This window comes from Pseudoalteromonas sp. 3J6, from assembly GCF_903995135.1.
In the GTDB taxonomy this organism is placed as follows: domain Bacteria; phylum Pseudomonadota; class Gammaproteobacteria; order Enterobacterales; family Alteromonadaceae; genus Pseudoalteromonas.
In genome coordinates this window covers 3,900,360-3,926,445 of record NZ_LR877185.1, presented here as the reverse complement: position 1 = coordinate 3,926,445, position 26,086 = coordinate 3,900,360, and the positions used below count along the sequence as shown (strand labels likewise).

The following is a 26,086-nucleotide window of genomic DNA, read 5'->3' as shown; positions in this document are numbered from 1 at the left end:
GTGAATTTAGTAACCTTTCAGTCGTTTTGTATTTGTTTTTATTGTGTTGACGATCCTAATGTATTAGATTTATTTGGTGTTTTTTATCATTATTTAATCTTTATTGATAAATTAAAAACAATATAACAGCTATCTTGTTGTTACCGAAACTTTGTTATAATTCACCAAAGTTTTTAAGAGATGACCAAATGACTCACCTTGATGTGATAGTGATCGGTGCCGGAGCTGCAGGTTTAATGTGTGCAGCACAATCAGGATATCGCGGCCGAAGTGTTACAGTGCTTGATATGGGTAAAAAGCCAGGACGTAAAATTTTAATTAGTGGTGGCGGGCGATGTAATTTTACTAATGAAAATGCGAGCCCTAATAACTATTTATGCACTAATCCCCATTTTGTAAAGTCGTGCTTAAGTCGTTATACCCAACATGACTTTGTAGAGCTTGTAGACCGACATGGTTTGGCGTATCACCATAAAACATTGGGACAATTATTTTGTGACAATAGCGCACAAGACATTGTTGATATTTTACTAACAGAGTGTGAGTGGGCGGGTGTTACAATTAAACTACGCAGCGAAGTGTTAAATGTAGCTAAAACAGCAACAGGTTACAGTGTCACAACTGAGCAAGAAACTCTGACCTGCGAGTCGTTAGTTGTCGCATCGGGCGGTTTAACTATGCCTAAACTTGGCGCGACGCCAATAGGTTATAAAATTGCAGAGCAATTTGGTTTAAAGGTATTGCCGACGATGGCTGCTTTAGTTCCCTTTACCTTACATCAACACGATAAAGAGCGTTTTGAAGGGCTTTCTGGCATTAGTATTCCTTGTGAAGTTGCAAGCGAAGATGGTACTGTATTTAAAGAGAATATTTTATTTACTCACCGCGGCTTATCCGGGCCTGCCATATTACAAATAAGCTCATTTTGGCGAGCAGGTCAGGCGGTGACGATCAATTTATTACCTGAACTCGATTTAAAGCAACAGCTAGCCGATTGGCGAGAAACGCAAGCGCAAAAATCGTTAAAAAATAGCCTCGCTACTATCCTTCCTAAGCGTTTTGTTGAAATACTCCATAACAGTAAAGCTATTCCTGATTGCAATATTAATCAGCTAACGCATAGCCAAATTGATGCGCTTGCTGATTATATTCATGCGTGGCAAATTAAGCCAAATGGTACTGAGGGTTACAGAACTGCAGAAGTGACTTTAGGTGGTATAGATACCGACGAGTTAAGCTCTAAAACATTTGAGGCTAAAAAAGCCAAAGGTTTATATTTTATTGGCGAAGTAACCGATGTAACGGGTTGGCTAGGAGGCTATAATTTTCAATACGCGTGGAGCTGTGGATTTGCTGCTGGGCAATACGCATAAAAAATCGCTCAGCGCGGCTTATTAAACCTGCCACTTAAGCTCTTAAGTGGCATTTTTTATTTCTAACTTTTAAGTCTATATTGCTGCATTTTACTATTCGGTTTTTCGGGAATAGTCATTTCGATTATGCCTGCATCAATTGCAGGTTTTAAATAGCGCTCTCTAAAATGTTTTCGATCTTTTAACCCTAGCTGGTTTTGTAGCTCTTGTCGGTTTAATGGTTTTTCGCTTTGGTTAAATACATTTATTAAAGCGATGACTTGGGGGGCTTGTATGTCTAAGTGTATAGTGTTTTTAACTTGAGGGGGTTGTTGTGGGGGTTGGCTTTTTGTTATTGATTTTAAATCACTTTCTAAAATATCTAATGCTGAAAGTAATGTCTCTAACATGTACTCAATAAACACGGATGAGTCACCGGTTTTGGTACTTAGGTTAATGCTTTCAAAGTATCGTTGGCGTGTTGCCGCTATTAAGTTATGAATGTTTAGCAATGAAAACAGCGTATGCCATTGTGATAATTGTTGGGTTTGCCACACACACGCTAGCTCAGTATTACCCTGTGCAACCGGTTGAATAAACTGTAATTCATAATGGCATACTGCACTACTGATTAGAGGGTGGTGGTTAGTTGTATTAAACCACGCAAATAATTCTTCTACCATTTGTGGCACTCGAATTGCTTGTGGTGCCATTTGTAAGCCATTTTTTAACGCTAGACTTTGCTCCCTATAACAGCCTGACTTTTCAGCCTTATTTTTCATTAAGCTGCGATGCAGAGCTAATAAGCTATCTGGGCTTGATAGGTCAGATGCTGTGAATTGAAACTCAGAGTTTTTCATTTGTATAGAGGTGGGTTTTTGTTGCTTATAGTGCTCAATAGTTGCTGGCGAATATAAGGCACTGATTTTACCTAAAGCTTCACTAATATTTGCAATGCTGTGAGTCATGCTGGCTGAGATTGAAAATGGGGGAGTGGCGTTGCTCATTTCGTTATAGAGGTTGTTTAAATCAGGAGATTAGAATACGCGAACTAGGTATAAAAGTCAGTTTTAATAGTGATTTAGTATTTATTTAAAACTTTATATAGTCTTTAATTGCTGGTTTTAAATGTTAAACCGACGCCAAATAGCGCCGGTTTATTAGTTACTCTTCGATAAACGCTTCACCCTCTTTCATCCACTTAGCGGCTGGCTTGCCTTTTAAGTAATGATCAAAGTACTGCATCATGCGCACGGAGAAATCTACCTGATTAGGGAATTGCTTTAAGTGATGCGGTTCACCTTCATATTGTAAAAATGTAGCATCTTTACCCGCACGGCGCAGCGCTAAGTAATATTGTACGCCTTCATGCCATGGCACAGCATCATCTTTATCACCAAACATAATCAGAATAGGGGTATTTACTTTATCCGCAAAAAAGACTGGTGAGTTCTCAATATAAAGCTCAGGGGCTTCAAATAAGTTTTTACCAATGCGACTTTGCCCTGTTTCATATTGAAATTGGCGAGCAAGCCCTGACTTTAAGCGAATGCCACTGTAGGCGCTGGTCATGTTAGACACTGGCGCACCCGAAACTACAGCTTTAAACATATCAGTTTCAGTGATCATAAACGCGCTTTGATAACCCGCCCATGAATGGCCTTGTAACCCTATTTTATTAGCATCGGCAATGCCTAAATCAATCAGCTTTTGAGTGGCGTTGATCATGGTTTGAGTTGAAGACTTACCTGGATGACCTATTTCAAAGCGAATATCAGGTAAAAAGATGGCATAGCCATTTGATGTAAACATCGGAAAGTTAGGGCGATGATTTAATTCCATTTTAGGGAAATCGTACATACGCTGGCTCATATAGCGGTAAAAGTACACCACAACCGGTACTTTATCGCCTTTTTTATAGCCGGCAGGTTTGATTAATACCCCTTGTAAATCTTCTCCATCAAAGCCTTTATAGCTTATAAGCTCAGGCTTTTCTCCCCAAGCAAAATTAGTTACCTGAGGATTAAGGTTAGTGACTTGTTGTGCTTGTTTGAAGCTAAAGTCTGTTTGATAAATATCAGGGAATTGCTGATAGGTTTGCTCAATAAATAAGTATTTATCGGCATTTTTGGCTTTTTTAATTACATCAAAGCGTTTATTGCCTGTGAGTAGTTTAGTAACGTTAAGCGTTGTTAAATTAAGTTTAGCCACCTCACTTTGCTTACTTTGTAAGTTAATTGCAGAGAGCAGCAGCGTATCCTTACTGTTAAAGCCCACTTGGCTTTTATCAAGTGTGATCACTCTGTACTGAGTATTACTTTGTTTACCATTAGTTAAGCGTTTGGCTTGCTTGGTATTTACATTAAACGACCAAATATCGTATTTGCTATAAACCAGTATTTCGCTGCTATCGTTAAGCCAGCCAGCAAAGCCATAGCCAGGCTGCTTAGATGGATAATCGTGTTTGTCATCGGCAAAGATGGCGTTAACCGCTTTGCTGAGTACGCTCACTTTGTTATTGCCTAAGTTTTTAAGCTGTACTTGGTTATTATCAAAGTAAGCAGCAAACTGACCATTAGGCGCAAGGCTAGGTCTAAATGGGTAGTCGTTAATAATAGGGGTTTGTTTACCCGTTTTTATATCAACAGCAAAGTAGTCAGCAAAAAAACCGCCATACATTACTTTTTCAAGATGAGCTAAATTTGAGTAACCTAATAATGAATCCGCGCGTTCAGTATTAAGTGCGACCTCAGGCATATTTGGTGTGCTTAACTGCACAACTTGTTGCGAGTTTACATGGTATACCGCCGTGTAATGTCGATTCTTATTACTTTCATTCCATTGCTGCTCTTCGCGAGGTTTAATTTGCGCATCGTTGTTGTGCCATACATTTAACCCTTTTTGGTCGCGAATAACCTCAAAGTCATACAATGACGACTCATCGGTATATTCCTTTTGTTTAACTTTTTCAGCAAGTTTTGGGCGGTTTTCAAAGTACAAGCGTGTACCATCTTCGGCCCACGTTAATGTCGCGGTTTTACCCATTAACCATTCTGGGTTAGGTGACTGCACAGTGGTAAGCGTCTCGTTTTGCCAAAGCGTTAATTTGTACTGGCGGCGGCGCTTATCATCGTTCACATAGTTACCTAAGGTAAATGCAACACTCTTATTGATTGGATGCCAAGCTATTTTGCTGGCAACCACACCCGGCTCATCAATTAATGCCGTGCTGGTAAAATCATCGAGTGAAAACAAAGTAATTTGATTATTGTTACCATCCACATAGCTTTGGCTCACTAATAGCTGATCGCTGGTGGCGCTAATATCATAGGTGAAGGCACTTTCAAGAGTGTGGGTGCGTTTATCGCTTAAGTTGACGACAACCAGCGGGTAGCTTTTATCTTTTTTATCAGCTGTGATAGCGCTATCGTTATCGGCGTTTTTATCATCCGCGTCGGTGCTCTCATTTTTACGATAGGCAAGCCACTTCCCGTTATTAGCGAGTACGTAATCTTTTACGTCATTAAAGCGTTGTTGCTCACCGGTTTGGGTATTCACTAATACTAGATTGTTTTTTAAATCACTTTTTTTCTTAGTGGTCTCTTTTTCAAGTAGGGTAGGCACTTGGGTGAATACGACCCAGTTCGCCATTTTGTTAATTGTAGGGCGAGTGCCTCGCTCTACCTCAGCAATAAGCTTGTTGTTATTTAGCGAGTAGACTTGCCCAGTGGCATTGCCACGATAAGGAGTTGCACTTAAAGAGAGGATTTGACCATTTTCAGAAAGCTGTGTGCCTTTTGCAGATTTAAAATCAAATACATCTTTAAATTCTAATGGCTTATTTGCTAAGGCACTGGCGCTCGTTAAGCTGGTAATAAGTGCACAGCCTATAAGAGTGAGTTGTGTTTTCATTATAGATTCTCGTTTTTTAACATTATTTTATTGTAACTAGTTTTAATAACAATTCGAGTAGATACGATAAGTGGTAGCAGGGCAGAGATGAGAGGTTAAAAATGAATGGTAAAAGGTAAAAGGTAAAAGGTAAAAGGTAAAAGGTAAAAGGTAAAAGGTAAAAGGTAAAAGGTAAAAGGTAAAAGGTAAAATTTTCGAGCTACGGGATGCGAGGTGGTAGGCATCTGTGAAAAAATAGGAGTGGAAGTGGTTTATTTAATACCTTGTTAGCATCACTAACAAGGTATTACTTCGAATCTTATAACCAAATTTTTTGTAATTCTGGCCATTGTTTTTCAAATTGCTCACTTGGGCGAGCACTAAAATTACTGCGCACAAACTGATTCATTTTACCCTCAACGTAGGCAAGCAAAAAGTTAGCTAGGGTTAGCTCATCGCTTTGGAAGTTTTTACCTTCACGTAGCTTACGCTCTCTAAGAATTTGCTTGAATTGGGTCTCTAGCTTTTCAAATAAGCCTTGTACACGTTCACGAAGTCGCTCCTGCTCACCTTGTAGAGCATCGCCTGTTAATATACGAGTAATGCCAGGGTTTTTCTCAGCAAACGTTAGCAACAGTAATAAGGTATTGTATACGCGTGCTTTGCTTTCTTTTTCGTTATCTAAAATAAGATTAATACGTGATAGCAGGGTATCTTCAATAAACTCAATTAATCCTTCAAACATCCGCGCTTTGCTCGGAAAGTGGCGATAAAGAGCGGCTTCAGATACGCCAACTTCTGCGGCAAGTTTGGCAGTTGTAATACGCTGGCCAGGGCTGGTTTCTAACATTTGTGCGAGTGCTTGCAGTATTTGCTCTTTGCGATTACTTTTTTTTGTCGCAGGCATGAACATTCCTTTTTTAATAGTTATTTTTTCTACATCAATGTGCGATAACACAGCTACCGGCCTAGTGCTGCTGCGGGCAATAACCAGTAAGGCGGTATTTTCACGTATTACGTGAAGCTCTGGTACTGCGCAAGCATTAAACTATATTAGCGAAGTAAAATTACACTAAAAGGTCACAAGGCGTCATCATGTTAATGTTTTATTCAGTTTGTTTCCAGCCTTTTTATAATCGCTTGGCAAGCTGTTCGATCACTTTGATTGCTATTTCTGTTTTGCTGGCCTCAGGTAAATCGAGTTGTTCATTTTGCCAATAAAGAGTAAGTGCGTTACGTTCTGAATTAAAGCCTAAATCACTCTGCGATACGTCGTTTGCGCAAATCATATCGAGGTTTTTATTAGTCAATTTCCCTTTAGCATAGTTAGCAACATTTTGCGTTTCTGCTGCAAAGCCGACAGTGTAAGGGCGGCTTTGTGTAAGGTTTGCTATCGCTGCTATAACATCTGGGTTCTTAACTAAGCTAAGAGTGAGTTCATCGCCTTGTTTTTTCATTTTTTGCGTGGCGATATTTGCTGCACGGTAATCGGCTACAGCAGCGCAACCAATAAAGGCGTCAGATTGAGGGGCGTAATTGAGAGACTCTTGCAATAGCTGCTCGGCACTTTCTATATTAATTAAATTAACCCCTTGCGGCGCGGTAATGGTTACCGGGCCTGAAATTAAGTTAACTTGCGCGCCAAATGATAAAGCAGCTTGTGCTAGTGCATAGCCCATTTTTCCTGAGCTGTGGTTTGATATAAAACGCACCGGATCGAGAGGCTCTCGGGTTGGGCCTGCGGTAATAGTAATGGTTTTACCCGCTAAGATTTGTGGTTGCGCAGGTTCAATGCATAAACTCACTAACTCATGCGGTTCAAGCATTCGCCCTGCACCTACATCGCCACAGGCTTGCTCACCTTTGCCAGGCCCCCAAACAGCAACGCCACGAGCCTTTAAAGTGGCTATGTTAGCTTGCGTTGCAGGGTGCGCGTACATTTGCTGATTCATAGCTGGTGCCACAGCCACTTTTGCAGGAGTTGCGAGTAATAACGTAGTAAGTAGATCATCAGCAATGCCTACCGCCATTTTTGCAATAATATTGCTGGTGGCAGGAGCCACTAAAATTAAATCAGCCCATTTGGCAAATTCAATATGTCCCATTGCAGCTTCTGCTGATGGGTCTAGCAATGAGTCAGACACCATTTCACCACTGACAGCTTGCATCGTTAACGGGGTAATAAAATGCTTTGCTGATTCAGTCATTACAACTTTAACGTCACAACCATGGTCTTTTAAACGTCTTACTAGTTCGGCACATTTGTAGGCTGCAATTCCACCGCTAATACCCAGCACTATTTTTTTATTTGTTAAATTAATCATGGTTGTTTATCAATTTTATAAGATATGCTGGCTAAAATAACAAATCTTAGGCCTGACAGCTAAGATAAAATGCGTTTTATTGCGCTAATTTTTAATTTTGCATTACAGTTATATGGTACTGACCGTTTTCAAGGATGAACGATGCAATTAACCTCACTCCCTAATTCACTCAGACCGCGAGAAAAGCTGCTAGCAAAAGGCGCTAAGGCACTCTCTGATGCTGAGCTACTGGCTATATTTTTACGTACTGGCTTACCGGGTATGAATGCGATAGAGCTAGCACAACATCTGATCAATGAAAATAGAACCCTGCATAATTTGTTTAATGCCAGCATAGATGAGTTTTGTGCGCAAAAAGGGCTGGGTACAGCTAAATACGTACAGTTACAAGCGGTACTTGAGCTGAGTCAGCGTTATATGCAAGAAGGCTTTGTTCGCGATGCCGTTTTTAACTCCCCTCAAGCTGTTTACGACTATTTAACCCTGCAAATGCGAGGGTTGCAGCAGGAGGTGTTTATGGTGTTGTATCTTGATAGTCAAAATCGTTTATTGAAAGATGAAATCTTATTTTATGGTACGATTAACGCAGCCAGTGTATATCCACGTGAAGTTGTCAAAGCGGCTTTAAGAAATAATGCGGCAGCGGTTATTTTTTCACATAATCATCCCAGCGGTATTGCAGAGCCAAGTCAGGCCGATAAACTAATTACCAATAAATTGTGCCAAGCGCTGCAATTAGTCGACATAAATGTATTGGATCATATTATTATTGGTGGTGAAAATTGTGTTTCGTTTGCCGAACGGGGACTTATTTAAGTTTATTGCTCGCAGATATGTGCTAAAAATGAGCGGTTTAGTGTGTTTTGGTAAATTAGTTTAATTTAAATGCAGTTTTTACTTTCCCTAAGGGCATTCGATCTTTATAATTAGCCGCTATAAAATTTACACATGAGCTGGTTGGATAAGATCAGTATTTGATCTTTGCCTGTAAAAGCTGTATAAAGAGCGCCCTTCGATTTATCTCTAGGGCACAAATACATGGCCTTAGGGGAAAATTAAGCTCGAGCGAAGTTATTGGAGATATATAGACATGTCTAAAGTATGTCAAGTTACAGGTAAGCGTCCAGCGGTTGGTAACCACCGTTCACACGCGAGAAACGCGACTAAACGTCGTTTCCTACCTAACCTACAAACACACCGTTTTTGGGTTGAAAGTGAAAAACGTTTTGTAACATTACGCACTACTACTAAAGGTATGCGTATTATCGATAAAAAAGGCATTGACACGGTTCTTACAGAAATCCGTGCTCGTGGCGAAAAAGTTTAAGGAACTGAATTATGCGCGATAAGATCCGTTTAGTTTCAACTGCTGGTACTGGTTTTTTCTACACTACCGACAAGAACAAGCGTAACATGCCTGAAAAAATGGAAATCAAAAAGTTCGATCCTAAGGCTCGTAAACATGTGATTTTCAAAGAAGCTAAAATTAAGTAATTTAGTTTTCTTTCAGAAATGTAAAAACCCAGCTTATGCTGGGTTTTTTGTTTTTAAAATTCACTCTGTTACCACCGAAAATATACCTACCGTAATTGTATCCATCTAATTAAAAATTTATGTTAAGCACCATGGCTTATTGTTTTAATAGCGGCTCCGTTGTTTGTAATATCAATCCGCAATAATACTTAATCACTTTACGGGGCTAAACGTGTCGCTGCCTGCGTTAAAAACTCTCATTTAGAGCAACTAAATAGCAAATTTTTTGCCTAGCTATCAACGCGTTTTTCCAGCCTCAAAATAGACCACTTAATTAAGCGAATTGGTATAACCAAAGAAAATATAAATAGTATTAAATGACTTCACGGACTAATCAGTTGGATGTTGTGTATTTAGAGTAAGATTGTGGGGGTATGTAAGTATACCTAATGAGGAAGTGGGGGTTTTACTATGACTTACTAGGGGTGAACTGTAAGCAGCCCTAAGGCTACTTACAGTGCGATACTTATACTTTAAAGTTCTCTACTGATATTCTTAGTTCTTCGGCTAATTTAGCCACTTCTGAACTTGAAATATTAGTTTGTACAGCACCTTCTGCTGTTTGCTCGGCGATAGCAACAATAGACTCTAAGCGTTCACTAATCTCTTGTGATACTTGTTGTTGTTCTTGTGCTGCCGTTGATATCTCTTCACTGACATTGTGCGCTTGCGATACCGCAAGAGTAATTGAATCTAGTGCACTATTAGCTAAATCACTTTGCTCAACACAAGAAACAGCGCGTTCTTTACCTTTTTCCATGGCTTTAACTGCTTCTTCAGCGCCCAACTGTAGTGATTCAATCATAGATTGAATCTCTTGGGTCGACTCTTGAGTTTTACTTGCAAGCGATCTTACTTCATCAGCTACCACGGCGAAGCCTCTGCCTTGCTCGCCGGCACGCGCTGCCTCAATGGCCGCATTAAGTGCAAGTAAGTTAGTTTGCTCAGCGATACCACGAATAACGTCTAAAATACTACCAATTGAGGCGCTATCTTTGTGTAGCTTATTAATAACACTTGATGCTTCATCAACTTCGTAAGCGAGTTGTTCAATGGTTGCTTTATTTTGATTTGAAATACCTTTAACGCGTTCAGCTTCTTTATCAGCATTTTTGATTTCGCCCAGTGCTTGTTGAGCACTGTTGCTCACTGTTTGAGAGGTACTGCTCATTTCAGTGGTTGCGGTTGCCGCTTGCTCTACTTGCGCTTGTTGATTACTAATCGCTTTGCTCGACTCACCGGTAATTGTTGAGGTTTGCTCAGAAGCAGCAGCAAGTTGTGTTGAACGCGAAATAATACCGGTAATTAAGCTACGTAAGCTATCAATTAAGGTGTTACAACTTTTCGACAATTCACCAAATTCATCTTTTGCGCTGTCATCCAAGCGTTGAGTCATATCACCACTGGCAACAATATCTAAAATGCGGTTAACTTCTGCTAATGGCTTAGTAATACGGTTAACTGTAACAATGGCCACAAGCACAGCGATAATAGTAGCAATGATCATGCCTATCCAAGTCCATAAGTTAGCTGAGTTTACATCGCTGCGAACGCCTTCTTGCAAAGTAAATGCAACGCCGCTGGCTTGTAATACTAATTCGTCAATTTGGCTAAGTGCTGTTTTAGTAGCTTTTTCAGACTCTTCTAATTCACGTTCAGTTGTGCTGATTGCATCAATAAGGCGTTTTTTATTCGCTGAAAGGCTATCGTTACCTAAAATATTACTCTCAAGTGTATCTACATAACCTTTTAAGTCGTTAAACAAGCCGCTATGGCTCTGCTCTATTGCAGGTTGTATTAATGAAACGGTACGAACGACTTCTTCAAAGTAATATACTTGTTCATTTTTAATAATATCGAGCGTATTAAGTGTTTTAACAGTTAACATATCGGTGCTACTGGTAACCACAGACATAAAGTTATTTTCAAGGTTATTAGCTGCTTGATAAGCACGCGGGTAGTTATCTTCTAAACCATCGATATCAATAATATCAAGAACCATAGAGTTGGCATCTTCTGCCGCAAGCTCAACGGTTTCTAATTGAGCTTTAAGCTTTTTATTAAGCACTAACTGAGTGTTTTTGTCTTTGAGTAGGCTCTCTATAATGCTTAAAAAACTTAAGTAGGTCTTTTCAACGTCAAGGCTACTCTTATTTAGTTGTGGATCATCTTTTACTACTTGTTGTAGCTCGCGATGTAACTTATCAAATAACTGTTTTTGTTCTTCTATTTGTGCTTTTATTGGCGCTAGCTCTTGAGCCGATGAAGTGTGAAAGCTAGCTTGAGCAGCTTTACTCATCAAAATAAATTCAGCTTGTAATTGAGCGCTCTTGTTTAATGCCGGAAGCGATAGCTGATTAACCTTTTGAGTTGAGCGATCTATATTTGCTATTTTTATTAAAGAGTTACCGCCAATAATTAAAAGTAATAAAGTGATAAATATAAAACCACCCCAAATACGTTGACTCACTGTTAGATTCATATGGTTTTCCATTCAAAAATACGTCTATTAAAACTTATCGGCGCTTTCAACAATAAGTTAAGTAATTAAAAATAATTAATTTTTACTGTTAATAGTTAGTTGCTAAATTTACCGTGAAACTTCATCACACACTAAGCATACATAATTCAACTATTCGATTATGGATGTAAAATAATACAAAGCAATTTTCCTCATCTTTAATTAGATTAGAGAGTGTTGCTATTTTTTACACTTAGTTGTGAATGGTTTGTAATTATGCAATTTAACATGCACTCTTAAACTTAACAGATGTATTAACTTTTTTCAGTTTATTTAGACAAAAGTTGTGATTTTTTTGAAAGTTTTTGTTTGCTCTGTAAATTTATTAAGGTCATTGAGCCGCCCCAGACGCAACCTGTATCTAGAGCGTACAGGTGTTTGTAGGGAGTTTGACCTTCAAGTGCAGCCCAATGACCAAAAACAAGGTCATGTTGAGCGTTAACAATTTTAGGATGAGAAAACCAAGGAATCAATGAATGGCTATTTGCTGTTGCTTCTTTTGCACTAAAATCAAGCAAGTTATCGGGTGTAATAAAGCGCATACGGGTGAAATAATTAACAATATAACGAAACTTGGCAGCGTCATCGAGTTGCTCACTCCATGTTAGTGGGTGAGGCTGATACATGTTTTTTAAGAAGTATTGAGCGTTGTCAGCACCATAGCATTGCTGTGCGAATTGGGCGTGCTCAATGGCTTGCACGCACGACCAATCAGGGTTTAGCCCCGCGTGTGAAATAAAGCAATCATATTTATCTAAGTAAAGAGCTAAAGGCTGAGTTTGCAAAAACGCGACGTAATGTGGGAGTTTACTGCTGTTGAACAGAGTCGTTAGTTTGTCTTTGGGGTTGGGGGCAACATTATTTAAATAACAGGCAATCATATGTAAGTCATGATTGCCTAATGTGACGCTAACGCTGTCTTGGTGCTGATATATGTAATCAAGACATGCTTTGGAGTCTGGGCCGCGAGCAACAATATCACCTACTAGGTAGAGATGATCTTTGCTAGGATTAAAGTCGACTTGCTTTAACAATAAACTAAATTCGTTAAAGCAGCCTTGTAAATCACCTATTGCGTAGTCGGCCATTAGACGCTGTTCTTACTCAGTGTAAGATATTAGGGCAAGCTAAACGGAACACATTTATGGGGGCTTCAAACTCAGCACCAAATTCGTTTCGTAAAGTGTAATGCCCTTGCATGGTGCCTACCGGAGTATCTAATAATGCACCACTGGTGTATTTGTAACTTTCGCCTGGGGCTATATCTGGGGTTTCACCCACCACACCTTCACCTTGTACTTCTACTTCTTTGCCATTGGCATCGGTAATTAACCAATAGCGACTGAGTAGTTTTGCACTACATAAACTGTGGTTTTTTATAGTAACGGAGTAAGCAAACACAAATTTATCAAGTTCAGGTTGCGATTGCTCTTCTACATAAAATGTTTCTACAGATACCTTTACAGGTGATCCCATATTACTGCTTGTTGTCATAAATCCAGTTAGCTATATCAATAAATTGTTGTAACGACAGGCTCTCAGCACGCAAAGTAATATCAATGCCAATGCTGGTTAACTCTTCAGCGGTTAAAAGGTTACCTAGGCTGTTGCGCAGTGTTTTACGACGTTGATTAAACGCTTCTAAACAGACGGTATTTAATATTTTAACGCTCTTAGCTGTGCGCTGCTCTGCCTTTTTGGGGATTAAGCGAATAACCGCAGAGTCCACTTTAGGTGCAGGTTTAAAGCACTCTGGTGGTACTTCTACTACAGGCATCGCATTACAGTAGTATTGAGTCATTACACTCAAGCGGCCAAAGGTTTTGCTGCCTGGGCCTGCAACCATGCGTTTTACCACTTCTTTTTGCAGCATAAAGTGCATATGCTCAATATGATCGGCAAATTCAAAAAGGTGAAACAACAAAGGAGTAGAAATGTTGTACGGTAGGTTACCAAATACTTTTAGCTTTTTGTCGTCTTTAACTAGGCTTGCAAAATCAAACTTCATTGCATCGCCTTGGTTTACGGTTAATTTAGGCCCTAAAAAAGGGTGTTCAATTAAACGTTGGGCTAAATCTTTATCTAGCTCAACAACCGTTAAATGGCCACTTAAATCGGCTACAGGCTCAGTAATAGCGCCAAGGCCTGGGCCAATTTCGACTAAATTATCTTGCGGCTTGGGATCAATAGCGGTGACAATTTTATCGATGATTGATTCATCGAATAAAAAGTTTTGGCCAAAACGTTTACGGGCGCGGTGTCCTAAATGTACTTTATCGGTCATTGATTCTGTGCTTTTTCATGGGCGAGCTTAATTGCTTCGCGGATCGCTAATTCAAAACTGCCAACATCAGCATCACCAGTACCGGCTAAATCAAGCGCAGTACCGTGGTCGACTGAAGTGCGGATAAATGGAAGGCCAAGAGTTATATTCACTGACTTACCAAATCCTTTGTATTTTAGCACAGGTAATCCCTGATCGTGATACATAGCCAACACAGCATCAGCTTCATTTAGGTATTTATCTTGAAATAATGTGTCTGCTGGTAAAGGCCCGATTAAGTTCATCCCCTCAGCTCTTAGTATGTCAAGTGTAGGCGTAATCGTGTCGATTTCTTCGCGGCCTAAATGGCCATCTTCACCAGCGTGCGGGTTTAAGCCACAGACTAAAATACGCGGTTGCTCAATACCAAACTTGGTTTTTAAGTCATGATTAAGAATATTAGCCACTTTAACCAGTCGCTCTTGGGTAATAGCACGAGCAACATAAGCAAGCGGGATATGCGTTGTTACTAATGCAACTCGTAGCCCTTCGGTAGCTAATAACATAACAACATCAGCGGTGCCCGATTGTTGAGCAAAGTACTCTGTGTGGCCACTAAAAGAAATACCGGCTTGGTTAATAATACCTTTATGAACAGGGCCGGTAACAACAGCATCAAAAGTGCCGTCCATATTCTTTTCGCTAGCAATACGCAGTGTGTCTAATACGTATTGACCGTTTGCGTCATTCAGCACACCCAGTTCAACCGGCTCGGCTAAATCAATCTGTTTTATGTACAAGCTGCCAGCCGCTGTAGGCATGGCTTCGGCGCTTTCATCAAATTCAATTAATTTAATGTTTAAACCTAAATGTTTAGCGCGCTGCTTTAGTAGCGATGCATCTGCAATCGCTACTAGCTGTGCATCCCAGCTGTGCTGTGCCAGTTTTAATAGCAAGTCAGGGCCAATGCCAGCAGGCTCACCAGGGGTTACCGCAATTCTTAAGGTCATAATTATTCGTCTGTTGGGAAAATTTCAACATGGGCTTGTTCGCGCATTTCTTGCTGCCAGTTAAAACCTTCTTCTTTAAATTTACGATTAAACAACATGCCATGTGCACGATTACGCTTAGCTTGCTCAGTTTTATCTGCAACGCGTGTATCTAACAACTGCACAATGTGCCAGCCATACTGGGTTCTAAAGGGTTCGCTGATTTCGTTTTGATCAAGAGATAGCAATGTATCTCTAAACGCAGGAACGTAGGTAGTTGGATCAGTCCAGTCGTATTGCCCGCCTTTAAGCGCTGAGCCTGGGTCTTGCGAGTGCTCTTTAGCTAGTTCTGCAAAGTCAGCATTTCCAGCGCGTAAATCCTTAACAAAGCCAGCTAGCATAGTGCGGGCTTTTTCTTCGCTTAAAATAATTGAAGGCTTAATAAGAATATGACGGGATTTAACTTCTGTGGCTTCTACTACTTGGCGACCACGAACGTCTTGCACCTTAATAATATGAAAACCTGCGCCAGAGCGAAGTGGGCCAATAATCGTACCTTTCTTTTGCCCTTTCACCGCTTCTGCAAATAAAGATGGCATTTCATTAATGCCCATCCAGTCTAATTGACCACCCTCAAGCGCTTTTGGACCACTTGATGAAGAAATAGCAATACGCTTAAACTCTTGGCCGTCTTGCAGCAGTTCAATTACCTTGTCTGCGCGTGTTTTTGCAGAGCTGACGTCATCTGCACTTGCACCGCTTGGAATATCGATAAGAATATGACCAATATCGTATTCTTCGGCATTTTTGCCTTGGCTATCCATAATTTTTAGCAAGTTATCAATTTCTTGGTCGCTTATATATATACGACGGTCTACGTTTACACGAATGACTTGTTGCGTGGTTATCTCTTTACGAATTTCTTCACGGTAAGCTTGAAAGCTCTCACCCGACGCTTCAATAGTACGACGTAAATCAGCAATTGTACCGCCTTGCTCTTTGGCCATGTTGGCGAGTGTTTGGTCAAGCTGGCTATCTGAAATCTCTAAGCCCATACGCTCAGCCATTTGCATCATTAGCGTTTGATTAACTAAGCGCTCAATTGCTTGTACACGCAGTGTTTCGTCTTTTGGCAGCTGTTGATTTTGTTCTTCTGCTTGTTTTTTAACACGATCAACAATTGTGTCTACTTCACTTTTTAAAATAACGCCTTGGTTTACAATACCAATCACTTTATCTATTTCGACCGGTGCGGCGAATGCACTTTGGCATAAGCTAAACGTTAAAACTGCTGATGTTAATAATTTTTTTAAATTCATATTCTTTTTACTACTCTTACTAATAGTACTGTTGTAATGCTAAAGGCGACTAGATTGATATAGTTATTTGTAAATTTTTACTATACAAAATGCAGCTTAGTCATTAAGAAAATACGGCCTACGATAACCAAAAATACCTTGTTGTAATAATTTTTGAGCATCATAACGGCTTTTACTACCAAGCCCTTTTAATACAAAATTCAAACGAATGCTCGAATCAAAAGTGGCTTGGGGTTGCCCAATTGACTGATTTAAATCAGTTTCAATTTGGCGATGACCAGTAATTTGGAACGCCCAACAACACGATTCATACTGTAATCCACTAAATACTTCAATGCTGCGGTTATTATCAAGGTCGCGATGGTAACTTGCAATAAACTGCCATTCGTCACTGATAGGAATGCTTGTAAATAAGCCCGCTTGTTCGATTGTATTTCCTGAGACATCATTTGCATAGCGATGGTTCAATTGAACCAGCTGATTATTGTCACCTTTATAATCTAAGGTAACATTTGACTGGATAATTTGCTTGCCATCCGTATCGTACTGAATACCACCGGATAAATACCAGCGGCGGTGCCAATGTAACATGGTTTGCGCTGCAAACAAGGCATTGTAGTTACTGTCGCTGTTAAGCCCTTGCTCTGTGGGCTTGGCTGAATCACTTAAATAAAATATTTGGCCAGCACTGAAATTAAATACTTCTTCATTTTTCTTATCAAATAAACGGGTGGTTGCCCCAAGCGTAAATTGATTTGCAGCGGCAATACGGTCAACACTTGAAAAACGTGCATCCCTGAATAGGCCAAAAAAGTCATCTTGTAGTTTAGTGGTATCGTATAAGCCAATATCAGATTGATCTTTATTTGGTGTATATAAATACTGAATTTGTGGTTCTAGGGTTTGAATGCCATCGTCGATAAAAATTGAGGTGTCGCGCTCAAAGTTAAGCTGAGAATATAAGCGGAGTTTCGGCAATGTGCGCGAGACCGTCTCGCTATATTGAGTGCCCTGTAAGTCGCCGTCTTGTTTATAGTTAGTTTGTAGCAGGCTTACTTCAGATAAAAATGACCAAGCATATTCTTTGTAATCAAAGCGTGCTTTAGGTTCTATATGCACGCGAGTTGCTTGGTCAATCACCGCTGAGCTATTAGTAAAGTGGCTCAGCTCCCCTGAAACAGTAAAATCGAAGTAATCAATTTTCCACGGCGTAGTTTGTGTAAAGCTAACTTGAGGTAAGGCTGTATATGACTCTAAGTGGTCACCGAGTACTTCAAAGTTTTGTATTTTTATATCAGTACGCCACATCTCGCCCATGTGAGTTAGTGAGCCGGTACGATAAAGCTGAGTATCGGTTTTACTTGCATAAGTTGAGTTTAAATCAGTAAGGTAGTTATCATCACTGACATTGGTTATATCAATACTGGCTCGCCAGTCTTCGCCTATATAGCTTTTTTGTTGCCAATGAAACAAAAAACGCTCGTCAAGTTCAGGTTCTGAGTCATCTTTATTTAAGTATTCGACAGCCACTAAACCTTGGTGTTCTGGAGTTAGATATCTAAATTCAGTTTGTAGCTGTAAACCTTTGCGTGACATATAACGCGGCGTAATGGTTGCATCATAGTTTGGAGCAATATTCCAATAATAAGGCGTAATAGTCTCTAAACCATAGCGATCTGAGCTTGAAAAGCTGGGTGTTAATAAGCCTGATTTACGGCGCTCATCAAGTGGGAAAGTAAAATAGGGTAAATAGAGCACTGGCGTGTCTAAAATACGTAGCACCGCATTGTAGGTTTCACCCCAGCCTTCTTCTCGCGATAAATTAATTTCGTCGGCTTCAATCGCCCATACTGGCGTATTACCCGGGCAAGCAGTAAAGCTTGCATTCATCAGCATTAAGCCAGACTTGTCGATGGTGAGTTTTTCCGCACCACCTTTGCCTTGCTGTTGTGTTAGGCTGTATTGTGCGCCTAATAAGCTAAATGCTGAGTTGTTTAAATCGGCGTTTAAGCCCGCACTTTGAACTTTACTTACATAATCGCGGTAGGTAATAGGGCCGGTGGCATTGAGTAGGCCGCGTTGTTTATCAATCAGTGCTGATTGTGCGGACAAACTCATGTTAACGGTGTTAATATCAACATTACCAGTAAATTCAGCGCTTTGTGTGCCTAAAAGCTCAACGTCATCAGCGCTGATATCAACCGTTCCAAGCTCAAGGCCAGCTAGCGGTTGCCAAGCTCTGGTTTGCATTGAAGTGCCACAAAAGTTGTGTGTCAGTTCAGTTTCGGCAAGCGATGGTGCGCTCAGTACGCTTAGCATCAAAATGCCCCAGGTTTTGCTCATTTATCGACCTTTATGCTCTGTGATTAGTTACAAGCTATACATAATAAAGGAAAACAATAGCAAAGTAATTAGTGAAAAATAGATAGCTTATAAAATGACACGTTTTGAGAGTTTACAACAGTTTATTAATACTCACTTTAGTGAGCAATCTTACGCGCTTAATGCAATAACCGCAGATGCCAGTTTTCGCCGTTATTATAGGTTAAGCGCTGAAAATAAAAACTTTATTGTGATGGACTCAGATCCAAAAAAAGTTAACAACGTCCCTTATATTGCATTAAATAAGGTGTTTTCTGAACAGGGTTTTTTATTGCCAACCATTATTCATAGTGATGAGCAGCAAGGTTTTTTTATTTTAAGTGATTTAGGCAACACCCATTTAGCTGATTTACTTGATGATGCCAATCGCAGCGAGTATTACCAGCAGCTGATCAGTTTAAGTGCCAAGTGGGCTAAAACGCCTAAAGCTCCGTCAATGAATCCGTATGACCATGACTTTATTGCACTTGAGCTGGATATTTTTAAAAATTGGTTAGTTAATGATTTTATTTGTACAGAGCTCAGCGCTGAGCAACAAAATATTTGGCAAACAAGTACTGCGCTGCTAATCAATACACTGCTTGAACAACCCACAGTGACTATGCATCGTGATTACCATAGCCGTAATATTATGCGCTGCGAGCAGCAATGGGCAATTATTGATTATCAAGACGCGGTACAAGGTCCGTTATGTTATGACTTAGTCTCGCTTTTAAGAGATTGTTATTTTAAATTGCCCAACGACGAGCTGACTCATTTACTTGAGTTTGGTTATGACGAATTTAAGCGACAAAGTTTAATAACTAACGAGTCATTCGCACAATTTAAGTATTGGTTTGATTTAACTGGCTTGCAGCGCCATTTAAAAGCAGCGGGTATTTTTTGTCGCTTGTATTTACGGGATGGCAAAAAAGGTTACTTAACCAATATATTACCAACACTAGCGTATATTGTTGAAGTGGCGGCAGAGTATCCAGAGCTTAGTGACTTGTCTGATTGGGTAAAAAATTACGTAGTACCAAAAGTACAGCAGCGGTTAAAAGAGGAACAACTATGAAGGCCATGATCTTAGCTGCAGGACGCGGTAAACGTATGATGCCGCTCACCGCACAGTTGCCAAAACCTATGTTATGTGTGGCAGGTAAACCACTTATTGAGCATCATATTATGCGCTTAAAAGCAGCTGGTATTACGCAGATTGTGATTAATCTCGCCTGGCAAGGAGATAAAATAAAAACCTACTTTGCAGATGGCAGTGCATGGGGGGTAAGTATTACCTATAGCCAGGAAGCAACTGGCGGGCTTGAAACTGCTGGCGGAATTATTCAAGCACTTCCTTTATTAGATGAGTCATTTATTGTTATTAATGGTGATGTTTACAGCGATTACGATGTTAGTGCATTAATGCAGCTGCATTTACAGCCAAAAGAAGCGCACATTGTATTGGTTGAAAATCCTGCGCATAACCCAGATGGTGATTTTACGCTAAGCCACTTACCTAATAGTGAACAGCGCTATACTTTTTCTGGAATTGGCCGTTATCAGGCTGATTTCTTTGAAGGGCTGCCCCCAGGTATTCTCCCGTTAGGGCCTTTACTGCGTGAAAAATTAAATGAACATTTAGTCTCCACTGAACTCTATATTGGCCAATGGGACGATATAGGCACACCAGAGCGTTTATCGACTCTTAACCAACAATTAGCACCATAAGCTAAATATAAAACACTAGAGGTAAGTTTTAAAATGTGGGGAAAAATTCTCGGTTTCTGTTTTGGTTTTATGTTTGGCAAAATATTTGGCGCTATTTTAGGCTTATACCTAGGCCATATGTTTGATAAAAGTCTAAAGAAAGACTTTGATCAGGCTGGCGGCTTCTCTAACCTTTTTAAAGGCGATGATGTTAACGAGCGCCAAGCACTGTTTTTTTCTAGCTGCTTTGCAGTAATGGGGCATATCGCCAAGTCAAATGGACGAATAAGCGAAACCCATATTAAAGCTGCGACGCTATTTATGGATGAAATGGGCTTAAAAGGCGAAGAGCGCCGTGAAGCGCAGCAGGCATTTCAATCGGGTAAAGACAGCGACTTTTCACTCAAAGACACAGTTTATGACTTTAAAGAACGTTTTGCTAAACGTTACGATTTACTGCAGTTATTTTTAGAAATTCAAATTCAAATGGCGTTTTCTGATGGCGTGCTTGCCGCGCAAGAAAAGCAATTATTACAAGAAGTCAGCAAGCAGTTGGGGGTATCTAAAGCACACTTTGCCTTTGTACTAAAACGTTATCAAGCAGAGTTTAATTTTAGGCAGCAACAACAGCGCTTTAGGCAGCAGCAAAGTCAGAGCAGTAGTTACCGAGAAGGCTCAGGACATCATGTACCGCCAAGTAATGATATGAATCGCTCGCAGGCATTGGCCTTGTTAGGGCTAAATAAAGATGCGTCGCAACGTGATATTAAAGTAGCGTACCGAAAGCTTATGGCTCAGCACCATCCTGATAAACTGGTATCGCAAGGTTTACCTAAGCACATGATGGAAGTCGCGGTTAAAAAAAGCCAAGATATTCAAGCCGCTTACGAGTATTTAAAAAAGGCGGCGTAAAAAACCGTCTATTTCTTTGCTCAAGCGTGCATGTTGCTGCGGCGCATCGCGCAATCCAAATAGCTGGCGCTGGCGGTAATCAAACTTTGCATTACGGTTAACCCAACGCTGACGGTTTTTAAGGTTCATTAAGATATCATTACTGTCTGTAGCAAAATAAATATCCAACAAAGCAGGGGTGACCAAGGATGTTATTTGGCTTAACTTGGCATTGCGTTTTGTATTAGGAAGGTAACTACTCAAACTAATGAAGGCGTTTATTTTTAAGTCTGCAAATTCAGCGTAGTGCTCCAACAACACCCCAGCACTGGTGCCTTGTGCAATAACAACAATATTGTCAGACTCCATTGCTGCCTGCTGATACAAAGCTTCGTAGCGAGCGAGCAGTTTTAACTTGTAGTTATCCACGACCTCGGTATTTACTTGCTCAACATAGTCGGCATGATGAGGCTGTTTTTGTGTGCTGGTGCCAGGCTCAGTATTTGCGTTGGCTGTTTCATTATTTGTGCCCACAGAATCATTAATCGTTTTTGCTGTGTCATCTTGGGCTGCTTGCCAATCTATATCAGGAACTGTCATCGCATAAGAAGTGTACCCATGATTATTCAGCTCTTTACGCAAAAAGTTCATGCCGGAATTGTTTGTGGGCGTTGATTGCCAGTCAGGAATGAGTATGACCACCCCTCTAAAGTCGGCGCTCATATATTCACTGTATAAAGTTAAAAACTCAGTATCACCAGCTAAAATAGACTTTACTTCATCACTTTGGGCTAGGCGAGAGATATCCGCATCAATATTTTTTGAAAAGGGAGGAGGAGCGATATACTCAGCACTAAGCACTTGAAAACTGATTAATGCACAGCCAAGCGAAAGAGTAGTAATAATGACTTTAAACATCTGCGTAATAAACATAATAAGCTTTTAATTTAAATCTTATTTATGTATCGGCGTAGCACTCTTAAAGTTTAGCTATTTACTGCAAATAACTAAAAGATTAATCCGTATTAAAACTCGGGTTCAGCTTCAAAAGTAAGTACTTGCTCTGTTACAGGGTGTTTGAGTTGTAGCATTTGTGCATGCAGCTGTAGGCGAGGAGCCGCAGCAAGTGCGTCTTTGTGGGCATATAAACGATCGCCTAAAATAGGGTGGCCTAAGCTTAGCATATGTACTCGCAGCTGGTGGGAGCGCCCAGTAATAGGAGTAAGCTCTACACGGGTTGCCTGTGCTTCACGTTCAAGCACTTTAAAATGGGTAAGCGAGGGTTTGCCATTGTCGTGATCAACCATTTGCTTAGGGCGGTTCGGCCAATCACAAATAAGCGGTAAATCAACGGAGCCGGTTTCATTTTCAAGCTGCCCATAAATTCGCGCAATGTAACGTTTTGCCGTTTCGCGCTCTTGAAATTGCATACTTAAATGTCGATGAGCGGCTTTGTTCATTGCCAAGCAAAGTATTCCTGAGGTAGCCATATCTAAACGGTGAACAATTTTAGCCGTAGGAAAAACACGGTTGACGCGATTAATTAAGCTATCGGCATGTTTTGGGTCTTTACCTGGTACGGTGAGTAACTCGCTAGGCTTATTTACAATAAGTAAATCATCGTCTTGAAACAGTATAGTTAAATACGGGCTCATAGGGGGATTGTAATTAACTAACACGGCAGACCTCAGTGATTTTGAAGTGCGCTATTTTAGTGGAGTGAGGTCTTAGGCTCAAGTAAAAAGCGCGATATAAATATCGCGCTTTTTTCGATGCACACGTTAGTTGATCTTTAACTAACGACTGACAGCTTATAGCTCACAGCTAGATCCCTTAGTGCGAAACTACAATTAAACGAATGGCATCGAGTTTTAACTGCGCTTTTTCAATATGTGCGGTTAGCTCATTGCGTTGTTTATCGTAAAAAGTAATTTCTTCTTGGCGAATATTTGGGTTTATTTGTTTAAGTGCCTCTAAACGCTGCTGCTCTTCACTCAACGATGTTTGCATTTTAGTTAATGACTCTGCACGAATAACATCCAGCTTTTGTTGCGCCATGTCTTTTGCTGTGTTGATCATCGGATGAACCGCACTTTGTAATGCACCGGCTAATTTACTTGCTGTTTGACGACCTACCGCAGATAACTGTTGATTAAAGCCATCAAAGCCAACGTTTTCGCCTAAGTTATTACTGCTCTTATCGAGTAAAATACGAATAGGCGTAGGCGGTAAAAAGCGGCCCACTTGCAGTACTTTTGGTGCCATCGCCTCGGCAACAAAGATTAGCTCAACAAAGAATGTTCCTGGTGGTAACTTTTTGTTTTTAAGTAACGCCACTGACGCACTACCAAAGTCATCATCGCAAATCATGTCCATAGTGCCTTGCACCATAGGGTGATCCCAACTGATAAAGTGCACATCTTCTTGCGAAAGAGCGGTATCACGGTCAAATGTTACCGTCATGCCATCTTCTTTTAAAGCAGGGAATGACGCGTTAAGCATATGCTCAGTGGGTTTTAAAATAATAGTGTTTTCACCTTTATCTTCTTGGCTTACGCCAAAGGTGTCGAACACATTGATCATGTAACTTGGTAGCTCAAACTGATTATCGAGTTTTTCAATGTCAGCTACGAGTGAATCAGCAGCGCCTTGCCCTGATGAATGCAGTTCTAGTAGGCGATCTCGGCCACTTTCCATTTGCTTACGTAATACTGCATTCTTTTGTGCTACTTGCTCAAGCAATGGGTCTAGCTCATCTTCGTCACAATTATGAGCTGCAATATATTCAAGTAAGTCTTCGCTAAACTCTTTATATAATAACTGTCCTGTGGTTGAAGTGCTTTCAAATGCATCTAGGCCTTCGTTGTACCAACGTAATAACACTTCCTGTGCCGTATTTTCAAAGTAAGGCACATGAATGTTCACATCTTGTGTTTGTCCTATGCGGTCTAAGCGACCAATTCGTTGCTCAAGTAAATCTGGGTTGAGCGGTAAATCAAACAACACTAAATGATGTGAGAATTGGAAGTTACGGCCTTCTGAACCAATTTCAGAACACAATAATATTTGAGCATTATCGTATTCATCGGCAAAGAACGCCGCGGCGCGGTCTCGTTCAATTATCGACATGCCCTCGTGGAAAACCGAGGCTTTAATTGCTTCGCGTTCACGTAATATTTGCTCAAGGCTGATTGCGGTTTCGGCTTTAGCACAAATGAGTAATACTTTTTCACGTTTGAGAGTTTTTAGCGTTTCGATCAGCCAATCTACACGCGGGTCAAATAAACCCCAACTGGCGCTTTCACCTTCAAACTCTTGAAATATTTTTTCAGGGAAAAGTGCACGCTGTGCACTGAGTTCAGCATTTTGAATGCCGCTCATATTACCTAGTACAGTCATTGCTGTTTTGTATTGCTTAGGTAAAGCCATAGGGTAGGCGTGTAATTTACGACTTGGGTAACCATCAATACCACTGCGACTATTTCTAAATAAGATGCGGCCAGTACCGTGACGGTCTAAAAGCATATTTAAAATTTCTTTACGTGCTTCAAGGTCGCCTTGTTGTGCTGTTTCAAGAATATCGGTGATATCCGTTTCTTTTAATAGCTCAATCAAGGTTGCTTTAGCGTTATCATCTAATGATTGCTCTTGCAGTAGTTGGTTAGCAGCTTCGGCTACATCTTTGTAGTTTGCTTCTTCTTCTTTAAATACGTCGTAGTCGTAAAAGCGATCTGGGTCGAGCAGTTGTAAGCGTGCAAAGTGGCTACGATGACCCAGTTGGTCTGGCGTTGCTGTTAATAAAATTAGCCCCGGAATGTCTTGACTCAGCTCAGCCATACGTTGGTATTCGGCACTAGGTTTATTGTTGTTAATGCTTAAATGATGGGCTTCATCAATGACTAATAAGTCCCAGTCGGCCAACGTAGATTGTTCAAACCAACGTTTTTTCTTAGTTAAAAACTCAAGGCTGGTAAGCACCAGTTGCTCGGTATCAAATACGTTAGGTGAATCAGCAAACGCTTCGTCGCAGCGCTCTTCATCAAAAATAGAAAAACGTAAATTAAAACGGCGTAGCATTTCTACTAACCATTGGTGCTGCAAGTTCTCAGGTACCACAATGAGCACACGGCTGGCGCGACCAGTAATAATTTGTTGGTGTAAAATCATGCCAGCTTCGATGGTTTTACCCAAACCTACTTCATCAGAAAGTAGTACACGTGGCGCAAAACGTTTACCTACTTCTTGGGCAATATAAAGCTGATGCGGAATAAGGTTGGCACGTTGGCCAATTAAACCTTTAATAGGTGACTGTTGGCGTTCAAATTGGTGTAACCAAGTTTGGTAGCGCAAAGTGTATCGATCAAAGCGGTCTACTTGGCCTGCAAATAAACGGTCTTGTGGTTTATTAAATTTAATAAAATGGTCTAAAAAGGTCTCTTTTAATTGTGCTTTTTCACCGTTATCAATACGTTCACCGTGATAGCACAGTAATTCGCCTTGTACTTCAATTGACTCAACTTGTAATTCCCACTCCTCAACGCTTCGGATCACATCACCAGGATTAAATGCTACGCGGGTTACCGGAGCTTCTGCAGAAGAATAAACACGGTTTTCACCACTGGCAGGAAATAAAATGCTGACCTGGCGGCCATCAATGGCAACAACGGTGCCCAATCCTAAATCTGACTCTGTATCACTGATCCAACGCTGACCTAAGGAAAAATTCATGTATGTCTCGTCTATGAAGAAAAAGGCGGCTATGTTACCTGTTAGATAACACCACTGCAAGGCGCTATTTGCCTGACTTTTAATTAATTTTATAAGTGTGAATTATTCCTATCTATAAGCACTGATTAGTGCGCCGATTTTGTAGGAAATTCAAACTAAATGATATTTGTCATAAAACAGACTTTTATGACAAATAGACTAAAC

21 protein-coding genes are annotated in these 26,086 nt (G+C 40.4%); 7 read left to right on the top strand and 14 right to left on the bottom strand.

Features of this window, described 5'->3' with window-relative positions; translation table 11 throughout:
- The first annotated feature begins 188 nt into the window (after positions 1–188).
- Entirely contained in the window at positions 189–1,373 is a 1,185-nt protein-coding gene (locus P3J6_RS17955) for an NAD(P)/FAD-dependent oxidoreductase (RefSeq protein ID WP_198523700.1), read from the top strand.
- Between the two features lie 62 nt (positions 1,374–1,435).
- On the opposite strand, the gene P3J6_RS17950 is transcribed toward P3J6_RS17955, so the two are convergent.
- The 4 genes from P3J6_RS17950 to coaBC form a co-directional block, all read right to left on the bottom strand.
- Positions 1,436–2,359, bottom strand: coding sequence for a Fic family protein (locus P3J6_RS17950; RefSeq protein WP_198523699.1), 924 nt, complete (start codon positions 2,357–2,359; stop codon positions 1,436–1,438).
- 157 nt (positions 2,360–2,516) lie between these two features.
- On the bottom strand, positions 2,517–5,264 hold the full coding sequence (locus P3J6_RS17945; RefSeq protein ID WP_198523698.1) for a S9 family peptidase: 2,748 nt from the start codon (positions 5,262–5,264) through the stop codon (positions 2,517–2,519).
- A gap of 298 nt (positions 5,265–5,562) precedes the next feature.
- Positions 5,563–6,150, bottom strand: coding sequence for a nucleoid occlusion factor SlmA (gene slmA / locus P3J6_RS17940; RefSeq protein ID WP_008113236.1), 588 nt, complete (start codon positions 6,148–6,150; stop codon positions 5,563–5,565).
- A gap of 223 nt (positions 6,151–6,373) precedes the next feature.
- Positions 6,374–7,567, bottom strand: a complete 1,194-nt coding sequence (gene coaBC / locus P3J6_RS17935; protein WP_198523697.1) for a bifunctional phosphopantothenoylcysteine decarboxylase/phosphopantothenate--cysteine ligase CoaBC — start codon at positions 7,565–7,567, stop codon at positions 6,374–6,376.
- Positions 7,568–7,708: 141 nt separating this feature from the next.
- Here coaBC and radC point away from each other — a divergent pair, with 141 nt between their 5' ends.
- The 3 genes from radC (at position 7,709) to rpmG (ending at position 9,061) form a co-directional block, all read left to right on the top strand.
- Complete coding sequence (gene radC / locus P3J6_RS17930) at positions 7,709–8,383, top strand: RadC family protein (protein ID WP_198523696.1); 675 nt, start codon at positions 7,709–7,711, stop codon at positions 8,381–8,383.
- 274 nt (positions 8,384–8,657) lie between these two features.
- Positions 8,658–8,894 carry a 50S ribosomal protein L28 gene (rpmB, locus tag P3J6_RS17925; RefSeq protein WP_008464111.1) on the top strand — a complete coding sequence of 79 codons (237 nt, stop codon included), beginning with the start codon at positions 8,658–8,660 and terminating at the stop codon, positions 8,892–8,894.
- A gap of 11 nt (positions 8,895–8,905) precedes the next feature.
- Positions 8,906–9,061 (top strand): 50S ribosomal protein L33, encoded by a 156-nt coding sequence (gene rpmG / locus P3J6_RS17920; protein ID WP_004587947.1) that lies wholly within the window; start codon positions 8,906–8,908, stop codon positions 9,059–9,061.
- Positions 9,062–9,566: 505 nt separating this feature from the next.
- On the opposite strand, the gene P3J6_RS17915 is transcribed toward rpmG, so the two are convergent.
- From P3J6_RS17915 to lptD, 7 genes are all read right to left on the bottom strand, one after another.
- Positions 9,567–11,582, bottom strand: a complete 2,016-nt coding sequence (locus tag P3J6_RS17915) for a methyl-accepting chemotaxis protein (protein ID WP_138609106.1) — start codon at positions 11,580–11,582, stop codon at positions 9,567–9,569.
- 308 nt (positions 11,583–11,890) lie between these two features.
- Positions 11,891–12,709 (bottom strand): symmetrical bis(5'-nucleosyl)-tetraphosphatase, encoded by an 819-nt coding sequence (locus P3J6_RS17910; RefSeq protein WP_138609107.1) that lies wholly within the window; start codon positions 12,707–12,709, stop codon positions 11,891–11,893.
- Positions 12,710–12,725: 16 nt separating this feature from the next.
- The gene (gene apaG / locus P3J6_RS17905; protein ID WP_198523695.1) at positions 12,726–13,115 is read right to left on the bottom strand and encodes a Co2+/Mg2+ efflux protein ApaG; all 390 of its coding nucleotides are present in this window, start codon (positions 13,113–13,115) and stop codon (positions 12,726–12,728) included.
- Entirely contained in the window at positions 13,099–13,905 is an 807-nt protein-coding gene (gene rsmA, locus P3J6_RS17900; RefSeq protein ID WP_010391631.1) for a 16S rRNA (adenine(1518)-N(6)/adenine(1519)-N(6))-dimethyltransferase RsmA, read from the bottom strand. Before rsmA ends, apaG begins: the two co-directional genes overlap by 17 nt.
- Entirely contained in the window at positions 13,902–14,894 is a 993-nt protein-coding gene (pdxA, locus tag P3J6_RS17895) for a 4-hydroxythreonine-4-phosphate dehydrogenase PdxA (protein ID WP_198523694.1), read from the bottom strand. Before pdxA ends, rsmA begins: the two co-directional genes overlap by 4 nt.
- Before the next feature lie 2 nt (positions 14,895–14,896).
- Complete coding sequence (gene surA / locus P3J6_RS17890) at positions 14,897–16,192, bottom strand: peptidylprolyl isomerase SurA (protein WP_178956586.1); 1,296 nt, start codon at positions 16,190–16,192, stop codon at positions 14,897–14,899.
- A 96-nt stretch (positions 16,193–16,288) separates the two neighbouring features.
- Positions 16,289–18,535 carry an LPS assembly protein LptD gene (gene lptD, locus P3J6_RS17885; protein WP_198523693.1) on the bottom strand — a complete coding sequence of 749 codons (2,247 nt, stop codon included), beginning with the start codon at positions 18,533–18,535 and terminating at the stop codon, positions 16,289–16,291.
- 94 nt (positions 18,536–18,629) lie between these two features.
- Here lptD and P3J6_RS17880 point away from each other — a divergent pair, with 94 nt between their 5' ends.
- From P3J6_RS17880 to djlA, 3 genes are read left to right on the top strand one after another with little or no spacing between them, the layout of a single operon-like run.
- Complete coding sequence (locus P3J6_RS17880) at positions 18,630–19,631, top strand: aminoglycoside phosphotransferase family protein (RefSeq protein ID WP_198523692.1); 1,002 nt, start codon at positions 18,630–18,632, stop codon at positions 19,629–19,631.
- Complete coding sequence (murU, locus tag P3J6_RS17875) at positions 19,628–20,284, top strand: N-acetylmuramate alpha-1-phosphate uridylyltransferase MurU (RefSeq protein WP_138609117.1); 657 nt, start codon at positions 19,628–19,630, stop codon at positions 20,282–20,284. Before P3J6_RS17880 ends, murU begins: the two co-directional genes overlap by 4 nt.
- A gap of 33 nt (positions 20,285–20,317) precedes the next feature.
- Complete coding sequence (gene djlA / locus P3J6_RS17870; RefSeq protein WP_010391624.1) at positions 20,318–21,175, top strand: co-chaperone DjlA; 858 nt, start codon at positions 20,318–20,320, stop codon at positions 21,173–21,175.
- Here the strand turns inward: djlA and P3J6_RS17865 are convergent.
- The 3 genes from P3J6_RS17865 to rapA form a co-directional block, all read right to left on the bottom strand.
- Complete coding sequence (locus tag P3J6_RS17865; RefSeq protein ID WP_198523691.1) at positions 21,158–22,087, bottom strand: DUF3530 family protein; 930 nt, start codon at positions 22,085–22,087, stop codon at positions 21,158–21,160. The two genes, djlA and P3J6_RS17865, sit on opposite strands and share 18 nt — an antisense overlap.
- A 92-nt stretch (positions 22,088–22,179) precedes the next feature.
- Positions 22,180–22,833 (bottom strand): bifunctional tRNA pseudouridine(32) synthase/23S rRNA pseudouridine(746) synthase RluA, encoded by a 654-nt coding sequence (rluA, locus tag P3J6_RS17860; RefSeq protein ID WP_198523690.1) that lies wholly within the window; start codon positions 22,831–22,833, stop codon positions 22,180–22,182.
- A gap of 154 nt (positions 22,834–22,987) precedes the next feature.
- Positions 22,988–25,882, bottom strand: coding sequence for an RNA polymerase-associated protein RapA (rapA, locus tag P3J6_RS17855; protein WP_198523689.1), 2,895 nt, complete (start codon positions 25,880–25,882; stop codon positions 22,988–22,990).
- Positions 25,883–26,086 lie beyond the last annotated feature (204 nt).

What these genes read in the sequence shown, in the direction of transcription:
- pdxA (WP_198523694.1), bottom strand. Translation starts at nt 14,894, where the DNA reads ATGACCTTAAGAATTGCGGTAACCCCTGGTGAGCCTGCTGGCATTGGC.
- radC (WP_198523696.1), top strand. Translation starts at nt 7,709, where the DNA reads ATGCAATTAACCTCACTCCCTAATTCACTCAGACCGCGAGAAAAGCTG.
- P3J6_RS17950 (WP_198523699.1), bottom strand. Translation starts at nt 2,359, where the DNA reads ATGAGCAACGCCACTCCCCCATTTTCAATCTCAGCCAGCATGACTCAC.
- lptD (WP_198523693.1), bottom strand. Translation starts at nt 18,535, where the DNA reads ATGAGCAAAACCTGGGGCATTTTGATGCTAAGCGTACTGAGCGCACCA.
- rpmG (WP_004587947.1), top strand. Translation starts at nt 8,906, where the DNA reads ATGCGCGATAAGATCCGTTTAGTTTCAACTGCTGGTACTGGTTTTTTC.
- P3J6_RS17910 (WP_138609107.1), bottom strand. Translation starts at nt 12,709, where the DNA reads ATGGCCGACTACGCAATAGGTGATTTACAAGGCTGCTTTAACGAATTT.
- surA (WP_178956586.1), bottom strand. Translation starts at nt 16,192, where the DNA reads ATGAATTTAAAAAAATTATTAACATCAGCAGTTTTAACGTTTAGCTTA.
- P3J6_RS17880 (WP_198523692.1), top strand. Translation starts at nt 18,630, where the DNA reads ATGACACGTTTTGAGAGTTTACAACAGTTTATTAATACTCACTTTAGT.
- rsmA (WP_010391631.1), bottom strand. Translation starts at nt 13,905, where the DNA reads ATGACCGATAAAGTACATTTAGGACACCGCGCCCGTAAACGTTTTGGC.
- rapA (WP_198523689.1), bottom strand. Translation starts at nt 25,882, where the DNA reads ATGAATTTTTCCTTAGGTCAGCGTTGGATCAGTGATACAGAGTCAGAT.
- P3J6_RS17955 (WP_198523700.1), top strand. Translation starts at nt 189, where the DNA reads ATGACTCACCTTGATGTGATAGTGATCGGTGCCGGAGCTGCAGGTTTA.
- P3J6_RS17915 (WP_138609106.1), bottom strand. Translation starts at nt 11,582, where the DNA reads ATGAATCTAACAGTGAGTCAACGTATTTGGGGTGGTTTTATATTTATC.
- P3J6_RS17945 (WP_198523698.1), bottom strand. Translation starts at nt 5,264, where the DNA reads ATGAAAACACAACTCACTCTTATAGGCTGTGCACTTATTACCAGCTTA.
- djlA (WP_010391624.1), top strand. Translation starts at nt 20,318, where the DNA reads ATGTGGGGAAAAATTCTCGGTTTCTGTTTTGGTTTTATGTTTGGCAAA.
- rpmB (WP_008464111.1), top strand. Translation starts at nt 8,658, where the DNA reads ATGTCTAAAGTATGTCAAGTTACAGGTAAGCGTCCAGCGGTTGGTAAC.
- murU (WP_138609117.1), top strand. Translation starts at nt 19,628, where the DNA reads ATGAAGGCCATGATCTTAGCTGCAGGACGCGGTAAACGTATGATGCCG.
- P3J6_RS17865 (WP_198523691.1), bottom strand. Translation starts at nt 22,087, where the DNA reads ATGTTTATTACGCAGATGTTTAAAGTCATTATTACTACTCTTTCGCTT.
- slmA (WP_008113236.1), bottom strand. Translation starts at nt 6,150, where the DNA reads ATGCCTGCGACAAAAAAAAGTAATCGCAAAGAGCAAATACTGCAAGCA.
- coaBC (WP_198523697.1), bottom strand. Translation starts at nt 7,567, where the DNA reads ATGATTAATTTAACAAATAAAAAAATAGTGCTGGGTATTAGCGGTGGA.
- apaG (WP_198523695.1), bottom strand. Translation starts at nt 13,115, where the DNA reads ATGACAACAAGCAGTAATATGGGATCACCTGTAAAGGTATCTGTAGAA.